General features: G+C 63.1%; 12 protein-coding genes. 8 read left to right on the top strand and 4 right to left on the bottom strand.

What is annotated here, in order from left to right; translation table 11 throughout:
* Window positions 1-21 precede the first annotated feature (21 nt).
* On the top strand, window positions 22-771 hold the full coding sequence (locus AAFG16_RS23325) for an NUDIX hydrolase (protein ID WP_342740690.1): 750 nt from the start codon (window positions 22-24) through the stop codon (window positions 769-771).
* Between the two features lie 50 nt (window positions 772-821).
* On the opposite strand, the gene AAFG16_RS23320 is transcribed toward AAFG16_RS23325, so the two are convergent.
* Entirely contained in the window at window positions 822-1,364 is a 543-nt protein-coding gene (locus AAFG16_RS23320; RefSeq protein WP_342740689.1) for a hypothetical protein, read from the bottom strand.
* Window positions 1,365-1,557: 193 nt separating this feature from the next.
* On the opposite strand from AAFG16_RS23320, the gene AAFG16_RS23315 reads away from it, so the two are divergent.
* From AAFG16_RS23315 to AAFG16_RS23300, 4 genes are all read left to right on the top strand, one after another.
* Window positions 1,558-2,895: an amidohydrolase gene (locus AAFG16_RS23315; RefSeq protein WP_342740688.1), complete on the top strand. Its 1,338-nt coding sequence runs from the start codon at window positions 1,558-1,560 to the stop codon at window positions 2,893-2,895.
* Between the two features lie 204 nt (window positions 2,896-3,099).
* Complete coding sequence (locus AAFG16_RS23310; RefSeq protein WP_342740687.1) at window positions 3,100-4,425, top strand: LLM class flavin-dependent oxidoreductase; 1,326 nt, start codon at window positions 3,100-3,102, stop codon at window positions 4,423-4,425.
* Between the two features lie 121 nt (window positions 4,426-4,546).
* The gene (gene rpmG, locus AAFG16_RS23305) at window positions 4,547-4,714 is read left to right on the top strand and encodes a 50S ribosomal protein L33 (protein ID WP_007603295.1); all 168 of its coding nucleotides are present in this window, start codon (window positions 4,547-4,549) and stop codon (window positions 4,712-4,714) included.
* Between the two features lie 100 nt (window positions 4,715-4,814).
* Window positions 4,815-5,345, top strand: a complete 531-nt coding sequence (locus AAFG16_RS23300; RefSeq protein WP_283086471.1) for a hypothetical protein — start codon at window positions 4,815-4,817, stop codon at window positions 5,343-5,345.
* 3 nt (window positions 5,346-5,348) lie between these two features.
* Here AAFG16_RS23300 and AAFG16_RS23295 read toward each other — a convergent pair whose 3' ends face one another.
* From AAFG16_RS23295 to AAFG16_RS23285, 3 genes are all read right to left on the bottom strand, one after another.
* Complete coding sequence (locus AAFG16_RS23295; RefSeq protein WP_342740686.1) at window positions 5,349-6,338, bottom strand: DUF6745 domain-containing protein; 990 nt, start codon at window positions 6,336-6,338, stop codon at window positions 5,349-5,351.
* Window positions 6,339-6,447: 109 nt separating this feature from the next.
* On the bottom strand, window positions 6,448-6,792 hold the full coding sequence (locus AAFG16_RS23290) for a hypothetical protein (protein WP_342740685.1): 345 nt from the start codon (window positions 6,790-6,792) through the stop codon (window positions 6,448-6,450).
* Between the two features lie 203 nt (window positions 6,793-6,995).
* On the bottom strand, window positions 6,996-8,387 hold the full coding sequence (locus tag AAFG16_RS23285; protein WP_342740684.1) for an ammonium transporter: 1,392 nt from the start codon (window positions 8,385-8,387) through the stop codon (window positions 6,996-6,998).
* A gap of 157 nt (window positions 8,388-8,544) precedes the next feature.
* Between AAFG16_RS23285 and AAFG16_RS23280 the strand changes: the two genes are divergently transcribed.
* The 3 genes from AAFG16_RS23280 (at window position 8,545) to AAFG16_RS23270 (ending at window position 12,572) form a co-directional block, all read left to right on the top strand.
* Window positions 8,545-8,826 carry a hypothetical protein gene (locus tag AAFG16_RS23280; protein ID WP_342740683.1) on the top strand — a complete coding sequence of 94 codons (282 nt, stop codon included), beginning with the start codon at window positions 8,545-8,547 and terminating at the stop codon, window positions 8,824-8,826.
* Window positions 8,827-10,209: 1,383 nt separating this feature from the next.
* Window positions 10,210-11,445, top strand: coding sequence for an acyltransferase (locus AAFG16_RS23275; protein WP_342740682.1), 1,236 nt, complete (start codon window positions 10,210-10,212; stop codon window positions 11,443-11,445).
* A 119-nt stretch (window positions 11,446-11,564) separates the two neighbouring features.
* On the top strand, window positions 11,565-12,572 hold the full coding sequence (locus AAFG16_RS23270) for a class I SAM-dependent methyltransferase (protein WP_342740681.1): 1,008 nt from the start codon (window positions 11,565-11,567) through the stop codon (window positions 12,570-12,572).
* Window positions 12,573-12,646 lie beyond the last annotated feature (74 nt).

Here is a 12,646-nt window from a genome sequence, read left to right as displayed (position 1 = left end):
AGAAGCAGTTTGGGTGAGGACATGACCGATACGGCGCAGGCGGCCGAGAAGGCAAAGGTTCACGACGAGAAGGAAGCCGACCACCATCCCTATTTCCGCCCGCGCGATGCGGCGACGCTGATCCTGGTCGATCGCAGCGGCACCATTCCGAAGGTGCTGGTCGGCAAGCGCCACGACAAGGTGGTGTTCATGCCCGGAAAATTCGTCTTCCCCGGCGGCCGCGTCGACAAGGACGATCATCGCGTGCCGTGTGCGGCCCCCATCACCGCGGAGCTGGAAGCCAACCTCGCCAAGGGCAGCCCGAAGACGCCGGCCTCGCGCGCGAAATCGCTGGCGATCGCCGCGATCCGCGAAGCCTGTGAGGAGACCGGCCTCTGCCTCGGGCGCAAGGTCGAGGGCAAGGCGAGGCTCGAAGGTCCGTGGAAGCCATTCGCGGATGCAGGCCTGCTGCCCGATCCCTCCAGCCTGTTCTTGATCGCACGTGCGATCACCCCGCCCGGCCGCGTCAAGCGCTTCGACACGCGCTTCTTCACCGCCGATGCCTCCGCGATCACCCACCGCGTCGAGGGCGTCATCCACGCCGATGCGGAGCTGGTCGAGCTGGTCTGGGTCGAGCTCGGCTCGAAGCCGCTCGCCGAACTGCATCCGATGACCCGCAACGTGCTCAACGAGCTCGACACCCGCCTTGCCATCGGCCCGCTGCGCCACGACGCGCCTGTGCCGTTCTTCCATTTCTACGGCGGCAAGATGCAGAAGGATATTTTAAGCTAGGGGCTGTTCCGTGTCATTCCGGGGCGCGCGCCCCGGAATGACAGACCGACTTAGTCGGCGTCCGGCTCGGTGCCGACATAGTCACGCGCCGGCAGCTTGAGCACACGGCCGATTTCGCCGGCCAGCCTGTCGGCGTCGTCACGCTTCGTGAAGCTCATCAGGTTGATTGGTTCGGTACCCTTGTTGCCGCACAGATTGACGTCATAGGCCGTCAGCTCCGGATCGTAGTCTTCCGTGATGCTGATGAAATGGTAGTCGGCGAGATCGCGGTGCTTGCGAAAATTCAACGGGCCGAACTGGCTGGTGATGACGATCTGGCGCAGCGTCTCGTTCAGCACGACGAAGGTGCGGAAGGTCAGCAGGATCAGTCCCGGGATGCCGACGAGCAGGCCGAGACCGGTGAACACCAGCACCGGCACGAGATCGTCGGCGAGTCGGCCGAAGCCGGAAAAATCCTGGCGCAGGCCGAGCGCGACATTCCACAGGAGATAGCCGCTCGCCGCCAGCAGCGGCAACGACAGCAGCCGGCCGACCCAGGGCATGGGCCGATCTATGCGGACCATGCCGCCATCCACTGTCATTGCGCCGGCCATGTCGGGTCTCCTTGCGAGGTTATGGCTTGGTCGGGGCTAGGAGCGGATTGGTTCGAACAGGCGCGCCCGCCGCGTCGCGACCGGCCTCCCTTTCGTCACGATGCGCCGGTGCCGTTCTTGCATTTCCATGGCGGCAAGATGCGACGAGATGTGCTAGGTGAGGGAAAAGGCGCTTAAACGACTGGAGGGTCGGATGACGCGGTTCGCAAGGCCTCTGCTCGCTTCCGTCGCGTTGTGCAGCCTGCTCTCGCTGCCTGCCCATGCAGAGCTCGACGTCGCCAGATTGAAGCAAACGATCGAGACTTCCTTCGAGAGCGACTATCCGAAGCTCGACGCACTCTACAAGGACATCCACGCCCATCCCGAGATCGCCTTCCAGGAAGAGAAAACCGCGGCGAAACTCGCCGCCGAGATGCGCGCGATCGGTTTTGAGGTCACCGAGCACGTCGGCAAGACCGGTGTTGTCGCCATCTACAGGAACGGCGACGGCCCCACCATCATGGTTCGCACCGAGCTCGATGCGCTGCCGATGGAGGAGAAGACCGGCCTGCCCTATGCCAGCCGCGACAAGCAGATCTGGCAGGGCCGCGAGACATTCGTCGCCCATAGCTGCGGCCATGACATCCACATGGCGAGCTGGGTCGGCACGGCCAAGACCCTGGTCGGCATCAAGGACCAGTGGCACGGTACGCTGATGTTCATCGCGCAGCCCGCCGAGGAAGAGGTCGCGGGCGCAAGGGCGATGATCGACGATGGCCTGTTCACCCGCTTTCCGAAGCCCGATGTGGGATTTGCCCTGCACGATGGCAGTGGAGCCTATGGCTCGGTGACCTACAGGGTCGGGGTCGGATCGTCGAATGTCGACGGTCTCTTCATCAGATTCCTTGGCCGCGGCGGCCATGGCGCAATACCGCAGGTGACCATCGATCCCGTCATGATGGCATCCCGCTTCGTCGTCGACGTGCAGAGCGTGATCAGCCGCGAGAAGGACCCGACCGAATTCGGCCTCGTCACCATCGGCGCGATCCACGCCGGCACCGCCGGCAACATCATTCCCGACGAGGCCAGGGTGATCGGCACGATCCGCAGCTTCAAGCCGCAGGTGCGCGCCAGGATGCTGGCGGGGATCGAGCGGACGGCGAAGGCGGTGGCTGCGATGGCGGATGCGCCTGCGCCCGAAATCCATCTCGACGAGGGGACCAAGGCGGTGGTGAACGATGCCGCCGTGGTCGGCCAGGCCGAGCGGGTGCTGAAAGCGGCCTTCGGCGACAAGTTCAATGTCAGTCCTGCGAACACGACCAGCGAGGACTATTCGGAATATGTCAACGCCGGCGTGCCTTCGATGTTCTTCAACATCGGCGTCTATGAGCCCGACCGCGTTGCCGCCGCGCGTAACGGCAGCGGCCCGCCGCTTCCCGGCAACCACTCGCCGCAATTCGCCCCGGTGCCGAAACCGACCATCCAGACCGGCGTCACCGCGATGACGCTCGCCGTGCTGAGCGCCTTCGATCAAAGGGCGCGGGGGCAGTAGTCCCCCTCGCTCGGCGCCTGCGGCTTGATGGCTTCTCAGATGCGCAATCGCGCATCATAGCTTGCCACTACGCAGCGCCCCGGAATGACGCGAACGTGCTGAGAGTTGATCGAAAAACGAAAAATTCTTCCCAGCCTTCCCAATGGCAGAGTTCCGCCGCGTCCCTATGTCTTTGCGAACGACACCCAGAACGGATACGGGGCGATGGCACAACGGCAACTCAAGCTTGGCGCGTTCATGCGCCCGATCAGCATCCACACCGGCGCCTGGCGCTATCCCGGGGCCTGGCCCGACGCCAATTTCAATTTCGGCCACATCAAGACGCTGATCCAAAAGCTCGAGGCCGGCAAGTTCGACGCCTTTTTCATGGCCGATCACTTGGCCGTCTTGAACATGCCGATCAACGCGCTCAAGCGCAGCCACACCGTGACCTCGTTCGAGCCGTTCACGCTGCTGTCGGCGCTCTCTGCCGTCACCGAGCGGATCGGCCTGATCGCGACCGGCTCGACCACGTTTGACGAGCCCTATCATGTCGCGCGCCGCTTCGCCTCGCTCGACCATCTCAGCGGCGGCCGCGCCGGCTGGAACATCGTCACCACCTCGAACCCGGACGCGGCGCTGAATTTCGGCCTCGACGACCACATGGAGCACGCCGAGCGCTACAAGCGTGCCCGCGAGTTTTACGACGTCGTCACGGGCCTCTGGGATTCTTTCGCCGACGATGCCTTCGTGCGCGATGTGGAATCCGGCCTGTTCTTCGATCCCGCAAAGATGCACACGCTCGACCACAACGGCAAATATCTGAAGGTGCGCGGTCCCCTCAACATCGCCCGCCCCGTGCAGGGCTGGCCCGTGATCGTGCAGGCCGGCGCGTCGGAAGACGGCAAGCAGGTCGCGGCCGAAACCGCCGAAGCCGTGTTCACCGGCGGCGGCAGCCTCGCCGACGGACAGAAGCTCTATGCGGACATCAAGGGCCGCATGGAGAAGGTCGGCCGCGACCCCGAGCACCTCAAGATCCTGCCCGGCGCCTTCGTCGTGGTCGGCGACAGCGTCGATGAAGCCAAGGAGAAGCGCGCGCTGCTCGACAGCCGCGTGCATTACGACAGCGCCATCGCTTCGCTCTCGGTCATCCTCGGCACCGACGCCTCCGGCTTCGATCCCGATGGCCCCCTGCCCGAGATCCCCGAGACCAACGCCAGCAAGAGCGGCCGTCAGCGCATGGTCGATCTCGCCGCTCGCGACAAGCTCACCGTGCGCCAGCTCGCCCAGCGCGTCGGCGGCTATGGCGGGCTGTCGTTCGTCGGCACGGCGAAAACCATTGCCGACCAGATGGAGGAATGGCTGGTCGGGCGCGGCTCCGACGGCTTCAACATCATGTTCCCGTTCCTGCCCGCCGGCCTCGACGATTTCGTCGACAAGGTGGTCCCGGAGCTGCAGCGGCGCGGGATTTTCCGGAAAGAGTATGAAGGGGCCACTTTGAGAGAGAATCTCGGCCTTCCCCGGCCGAAAAACCGGTTCTTCGAGGCTTAATGGGCCCGATTTGAGTGGTTTTCCAGGTGTAAAACCTTGACATCAGGCGGTTTCTGGCTACGTTGGCCAACGCGGGCCGTTTGGCCGGCTCCAGATTCCCCAATTTTCTGAGGTTCAGAACATGGCCAAAGCGGTCACCATCAAGGTCAAGCTCGTGTCCTCGGCTGACACCGGCTTCTACTACGTCGCCAAGAAGAATTCGCGCACCATGACCGACAAGCTGGTCAAGAAGAAGTACGACCCGGTCGCGCGCAAGCACGTCGAATTCCGCGAAGCCAAGATCAAGTAAGATCGCGGAATAAGCTGAAAGACTTTTGACGGGGCCTCACGGCCCCGTTTTTATTTGCGGCCGTTTTTATTTGCGGTCGATGGTCGTAGCCTTCGCGTCCATGATCGCAGCCCTGAACGAGGAACATGTCGGTGGCTACTCGGTCGCTTATGGCCGCGACGATGTCTATTTCCCGGTCTACGTCACGGCGGCGCTGGCCGCGATCTTCTGCACGGCCGCGTTTCTCACCGGTGCATTCTACTGGCTTGTGCTCGCGGCGCTCGCGGCCGGGTTCACCTACTACAACATTCCACTGCTCGAGACCGGCCGGCCCACGATCGGCGCGAACCAGTACGGCATCTTCGTCCAGGCCTTCGGCCTGATCCGGTGGCGCGCCATCGAGCGCATCGATCTTGTCGAGATCGCCGAGCGCGCCATGACGGTGCATGAACTCCAGATCGTGCTGAACGCGCCGCTCACCAGCGCGCTCGTGGCCGACTGGCGCAAGCAGCCGTCTTGGCGCTGGCTGATGCGCCTGCCCTGGCGAATGAGCCACACCAACATGGTGCGGATCAATGTCGAGCCGTTCGATCAGCCGCCGGACACGATCCATCGCACCTTCCTGCGGATGTGGCGCTACTACCGCAGCTGAGCCTCACGTCCGCTGCACGAGGTGCGTATAGGCCTCTGCCCTCATGCCGTAAGTCCATGCGACCGCTTCGCGCGGCGTGTGCAGATTGGCCGGCACCTGGAGGAAGAAATGCCTGCGCGCGCCGTCCGGCTCGGGCGTGGCGTTGACGACCTCCACGGCGGCCCAGGCGTCCGCAGCGAGCCAGTTGCGGCGCCACAGGATTCCGGTCTCGTCCTCGGCCACGCGCGTGGCGCCGCCGAGCGCGACGTATCGCGCCGGCGTCATGATCTCGATCATGCAGCGGCGGACCTGGACGTCGATCTGGTCGTCGATCGCAGCGAGCGTGATCCGGTCCTGCTGCTCGATGATCCAGCGGGGCACCTCGACCCCGCGCCAGGCCCAGATCGACCAGCCGTCGGGATAACGCAGCGCCGGACCGCTGGCGTGATGTAGCCGATCGCGTGCATCAGCGCATAGCATGTTCGGTCGCTCCGCGAGCCAGCAGCTGTGCTCGTGCGGCAGCAGCCAGCCCGCGCTCGTCGCGAGTTGCATCAGGCCGCGCAGCGGCTCGGCCTCGGCGTGCAAACCGAGGACCTCGCGGAGATAGTCGTACGCACCCAGCCACGACAGATCGTGCGACCCCGCCGCGCAGCTCGAAAAGCTCCGCGGGGCGGTGAGCGCCTGCAGCACGCCGGCGAGCGACAGACCGGTTCGGCGCAGCTGGCCCAGCACGGACAGGTTCTGCTCCGGCACGTTCCGTATCACCGCCTCGGCCGCAGCAGTGACCAGCGTGTCGGCGGGATTGACTGCGCTGTCGACCGCGGCAAGCACCTTCCGGTGAATCCGCGCCTCGATTTGAGAAACGATTTGACGGCGAAGCCGATCGACGAGCTGAAAGCGCACATTGCGGCCGTCATCGCGCGACACGGCAAGCCCGGCCAACGCCTGCGGACCATCGCACCAGACGATGCGGGCCGGCGGCGCCAGCCTCGCGGCACGATAGGCCAGCCGCACGCCCTGCTCCGCGGCGTCGCGATCGGCAGGCGCGGTCGAGCGTCGGACCGCTCTCCACCGCGCACGGTAATCGCCCAACGCCGCCGTCTGCCCGACAGACAGCGCCTGCTCAGTCGGCGAGGACGCGCGCATCTCGCGGCCCGAGCTCACGCTGGCGGCGCACCCGATAGGTCCCGCGCAGCAGCGTCAACGGCGCATGCTCCTGATGCGTCACCCGCGCATAGGCCGAGGCGATCAGGAGATGCCCGAGATAGAGCCCGGCCGGAATGTCACGCGCCAGATCGTCGTCGCGAAACAGTGTCACGCGCTCGCGAATGGCATGACAATGTCCGGTGGCCTCGCCCTCCAGCAGGACCAGCGGCCCACCTTCGGCGGTCTCCGTGAGCGTTCCCGATGGCGCGACATCGGACACCCGCTCGATCAGCAGGTCACCTTGCGCAAAGATCTCGGTCATCGTGCCTTCTCCCTTGCCGGCGCATCCGTGCGAACCGCGGATGGCCGGGTTGGTTCAACATCGCTATCGACGGTCTAAAGCGTGATGAGATTGGGATGAATCGTCATCGCGCTTTAGGTTATTGTTTTGAGCATGATCTCCGAGCAAACGCGTTCCGCGTTTGTCGCGAGGGAAAACCGCTGCACACTTTTCCGGATCATGCTCTAGTGCACGACCTCGCCATGCAGTGCGAGGTCCAGACCGTCGCGCTCCATATCCTCCGACACCCGCAAGCCGACGAACAGCTTGATCACGTACAGGATGATCAAGCTGACGACGGCGTCATAGACAAAGACCGTGGCGACGCCGATGCACTGGTTGACGAACTGGATCGGGTTTCCCTCCAGCGCGCCCGCGGTGCCGCCATATTGCTCGACGGCGAAGATGCCGGTAAGCAATGCGCCGACGATGCCGCCGACGGCGTGCACACCGAAGCAGTCGAGCGCATCGTCATAGCTGAACATGGCCTTCAGCCCGGTGCATCCCCAGTAGCAGAGGACACCGGCCGCGATCCCGATCACGAAGGCCCCCACCGGGCTGACGAAACCGGACGCCGGCGTGATGGCGACGAGGCCCGCGACCGCACCCGAGCAGATGCCGACGACCGTCGGCTTGCCCTTGAGCGACCACTCCACGAGCATCCACGTGAAGCCGGCGACCGCGGTTGCGATCTGCGTCACCAGCATCGCCATGCCGGCCTGCATGCCTGCCGTCACCGCGGAGCCTGCGTTGAAGCCGAACCAGCCGACCCAGAGCAGCGAGGCGCCGATGAAGGTCAGCACCATGTTGTGGGCCGGTCCCGTCTCCTTGCGCCTGCCGAGCATGATGGCGCACATCAGGCCCGCCACGCCGGCATTGATATGCACGACGGTCCCGCCCGCGAAATCCAGCACCCTGACCCAGGCGGCGTCATTGCCGGAAGCGAAGATTCCGTCGGGGCCCCAGACCCAATGCGCGACCGGCGCATAGACGAAGATCGCCCACAGGCCGATGAACCAGAGCATCGCGGAGAACTTCATCCGCTCGGCGAAGGCGCCTGCGATCAGCGCCGGCGTGATGATCGCAAACGTCATCTGGAAGCAGATGTAGACGCTTTCGGGAATCGTCGCCGCGAGCGGATTGGGATTGCCGATCCCACCCTTGCCGATGTCGCTAAGAATGTCCCTCAGGAACATGCGGTCCAGCCCCCCGACGAACGGCGTGCCGGCGCGGAATGCCAGGCTGTAGGTCAGGATCGCGAACAAGATCGTGACCAGGCAGGTCACCGCAAAGCTCGTCATCACGGTGTCGCCGACATTCTTCTTGCGCACCATGCCGCCATAGAACAACCCGAGCCCCGGCACCGTCATCATCAGCACCAGCGCGACGGAGGTGAGCATCCAGGCGGTGTCGCCGGGATTGGGCGTGCACTTCTCGAGGATCTTGCCGCCGCAGGCCGGCGGGCCCGCATCCTCCGCCAAGGCAACGTCGCTGAGGACGAGGTAGAAAAGTGCCATTCCGAGCAACGCGACCGCCAGCGTCAGCAGCCTTTGGCGCGTCGATGCTTTTGATTCCATCACCATCCTCCCAAGTCGCAAGAGATGTCTTCCGGCCGTGGCTTTGACTGGAACCGTCGAGATGAACGTTTGCGCCGGCGCGACGCGCTAGCGTGATCAGCTCGGATTTTTGGGACACAATGATCAGGACTCGGCGCGATGAGGTCGTCGAGCGTCGATGGCTGGAGACTGGCGGCGACCAGCCTCATGGCTTATCGGCCTTTCCCTTGTCGCCAGATCGGAAAGCGTCAAAGACGATTCCAATTCCTGGTCAAAAACATGCAAGATTTGCGCCATCGACGCGATTTCAATCACCCCGCTGAACGCGCTGCGATTTCCATTTGCTGCCTTGCCACAAGCCCGATGCGTGCTGCTTCATACAGCAGCGTCTCGCCCAATGAATGAGCAGATGCTGACGATGCCTACATCGTTCGCAACAGCGGCGGCGCTGTCGGCCTGATCAGCGCAGACGCGATCTGCACGATGCCGGCCGCGCGCCCCCACCTCCCGCAGGCGCTGGCCGCTGGCAGCCGACGGTCGCGCGCAAGCACGTCGAATTCCGCGAAGCCAAGATCAAGTAAGATCGCGGACGCTGAAGAGATTTTGCGGGCCCTTTCGGGCCCCGTTTGATTTTGCCTCTCTCTGGCTCAGCAACGCACCGCTGAAGAAGCGCTACGCTTCGTCCGGAGCACGAGACTGAATTCATCCGCTACCCTTTCTCCGCGCCGTCATTGCGAGTCACCGGGCCCACGCAAAGCGCGGCCCGATGACAGCTCCGCGAAGCAATCCGGGGTGCCTCCTGCGGAACGACTCTGGATCGCTTCGTCGCAAGCGCTCTTCGCAATGAAGGCCTGCAGAGACCTTTCGCCGAACGCAAACTTCTCGGCTGCTTTGAGTGCGTCAGCGTTTCTCTCGGCTGTGCCGATGGCGCGTTTATCACCAGGCATCTCCTCAACCCCTGATTGCTCAGCCTCAAATGTATGTTACCGTGCACTTACCGGGAGGGCATTCCGTCCCGGATTTGGAAGGACATGGTCATGAGATTTTCATCAAGCCTTGTCGTGCCTTCAACCGTCGCTGCCTTGTCAACCGTCTTGCTGTGCGCTCCGGCAGCATCGCAAATCCCAACAGGCTCCGCCGCCACTCTTCCTTCTGTTACGGTCGATGCGCCGAAGCAGGCGGCAAGGCCGCATAGACAGGAGCCAGCGGCAACGACCGGGGCATCATCGCGCCGGACTGCATCGACCGCTCAAACGTCGTCTTCAGGCACACGGACGCCTTCCTATGCGCCGGGTTCGGTGATGGGGAGGATTGCCGGCCTCGAGGCACGCGCCAGCAGCTGCAACGGTGGCTGTGCATCAAGCTTCCCACACGGCAAAGAGCCCTGGATTGGATGCAGCGAGTCGGGCGGCGGTCTGAACTATGGGCCTTTCTCGCCAACGTGCCGAGACACCATCACTCATACATCCTACGAGAATTGCGTCGAGACGAAGGTGTTCCTGGGCGAGTTTCGCAACAGAGCCCACTGGTTTTGCAGCAGCCTGCAGGCCGGCAACAGGTTCAAGGTCGCCGACCTCAAGCGTCCGGGACGTCGCTAGTCCAAGCCTCTCGCAGGCTTGATCACGACAAGGCAGCCCGGCGTCCGCCGAACATCCTCAGCGGACGCTTGCGGCCGTGCGCCCCCGTGCCGGCTCTGATACTGGAGCGAGTGACTGCGACGGTCGGTTCAGCAACAGCAGCGCCGGCCGACCAAATGTGACCCACCTCAAAGAGCGTCGTGAGGGGATTCAATATCTCCAGCGGGATTGTTGCATGAACCTGGTCCATTCCCGTGAAAAGCCATTTGCCCCTGCTGGATCCGCTGCGCTTCGCAGCCGCGCTCGGAGTTGCTATTTTTCACCAGATGTTCTGGTCCTGGGCCTGGGCTTCGATCGGCGTCCCCGGTTTCGAGCGTACCGTCGCCGCCGATGTGTTGTACCCGTCCGCCGCGCCCTTCACATGGTTCGGCTGGGTCGGTGTCGAGATCTTCTTCGTCATCTCCGGCTTCGTCATCGCGAATTCCGCGAGCCAGTCTACGCCGGGCGCGTTTCTGCTTGGTCGCGCGCTCCGGCTTTATCCGGCGGTCTGGGTCTGCGCCACCGCGACCTTCCTCGTCCTGCTTCTGTTCGGGAGCGGACCGGCGTCCGAATTCATCCTGCCTTACATCCATGCCATGCTGATGGTACCGAAGGGCGTCACGGGTCAATGGCTTGACGAGGTCTATTGGACGCTGGCCGCCGAGACGGCGTTTTATGGCCTCGTGTTTTGCGCGATGCTCACGAAGAGGATCACCCTGCGGCACCTCGCCTTCGGTCTCACCATCTACAGCGCAGTGTTCAACGCCGTCGCGCTGCTCGTGCTGTCATGCACGACACCGTCCGAGCTGCCCTATCTGGTCATTCTGATGTTTCGGGTGCCGTGCGCAGCATTCCTGCTGACCCACGGCTGCTTCTTTGCGCTGGGGATCTGGCTGTTCATGTCCGCGAACAGGCAATTGACGGCGCACGAACAGATCGCCGTTGCAGTCACCTGTCTGTCGGGCGCCGTGGAAATCTACTTCTTCGCCTCCTTCTTCCTGACGTCCATCCCCGCCATCGCGGATCAATCAGCCCTTGTGCCGATCATGGTCTGGGCGGCTGCGGTGCTCCTGATTGCCCGAGCCGCGAACCGGAGCAGGCGCTTTGCGGGCACCACTTCCCCGGAAGCACCGGCTTATCTGAGAACGCTCGGACTGATCACCTATCCGCTCTATCTCACCCACAACGTCATAGGCTCGGCGATCATTCGCGCCTTGGTCGCGGCCGGCCTGGATGCCACTACGGCCGTATGGATCGCGCTGGGCATGCTGGTCCTGGTCTGCTGGTTCATCTGCGCGAAGATCGAGCCGGCCGTCAGAGGCGCGCTGATGCAAACGCTCGCGCATTTCGGCAGGCTGCCCCAAAGGCAACCCGCCTCCAGCCGCCCGACGTTGGCCCGCGGGCTGCGCCTTCCCCTGCCCGTCCCCGTGAAGGCGAACGTGATGGCGTCGTGGCCGCGATAAGCGTCCGCCCCACGCCGCCCGTGCGGGATTGATCACCCCCTTGGCGGCCTTCATTTGAATGATGACGGAACAAGTGGGACCGGACCAATCTAGGCCAAACACCTAAGAGAGACCAGCAGATGAGCACCTGCCCCGCATGTGGTCATGCATCAACTGCGAAATTGTTCGAAGTGACTGCAGATCAGGCCTCTCGATCCTTCGTCAATCCGCGCCAGTATCCAGCTCGCTCCCGGGAATTGACGCATTACCTGTCAAGTCTCTGGGGTCGTAGCACATGCGATGTCCGTAGATGCAGCGATTGTGGATTCGGTTTTGCAGATCCGTTCGTCGCAGGTGGCGCTGACTTCTATAATCTGGCCGCGCCGCATCCTTCCTATCCGACTACGAAATGGGAGTATGCAAGGACGATCGAAGAGCTCAACGGCATGACGACTGCCGGAAAAACCATCATCGATGTCGGTGCCGGGTTTGGGTATTTTCTCGATCTCGTCAGGGACAGGCTGTTCCACACGCCCGACATCCATGCCCTGGACTACAACCAGACAGCACTCCTCGCATTGCAGTCGAAAGGCTACAAGACCTTTTCGGTCGATCTGCGAGACGCTGCTTTCGACTCCCTGAAGGGAGCCTTCGACATGATCTTCATGTTTCAAGTCTTCGAGCACATGGACCGAGTGGATGACGTTTTCGCTCGATTGAAATATCTTCTAAAGCCGCAAGGCTCGGTCTTCATCGCCGTCCCCAATGACATCCGGACCTGCTATATGGAGCGCCACGGCTCGCGCCTGGACGTACCACCAAACCACATCGGCCGGTGGACGACGGCGGCGTTCGAAGCCCTCTGTCGACGACACGGCCTGCAATTGAGCAAGTGCGAGCACGAACCATTCAATCTCGCGACATTCCTGCAGCAAGACATCGTAGACAGCTTTCTATGCAAAGCGGAGAAGCCGGGTAGCGTGGGTGAATTCGTGCGTGGCCTGCCGCGGAGCAAAGCGCAGCGGATTACGCAGGCTTTGGTTGCACTTGCGCAGTCACCAACACGCTTACCGGCATGGGCATACGCCGCCAGGAATTCATCGAAGCTGGGGAGCGCACTCTGGGTGAAGATTGATAAAGGCTCGTAATGTGAGCCGCCCCCTTCACATCCCATTGACCGACCTGCGCTGAGCGCATGAAATACTGGATCCTGATTTCAAAG

It is taken from the genome of Bradyrhizobium sp. B117 (assembly GCF_038969555.1).
Lineage (GTDB): Bacteria > Pseudomonadota > Alphaproteobacteria > Rhizobiales > Xanthobacteraceae > Bradyrhizobium.
The sequence above is the reverse complement of the archived record's forward strand: the minus strand, read 5'-3'. Positions and strand labels throughout refer to the sequence as shown.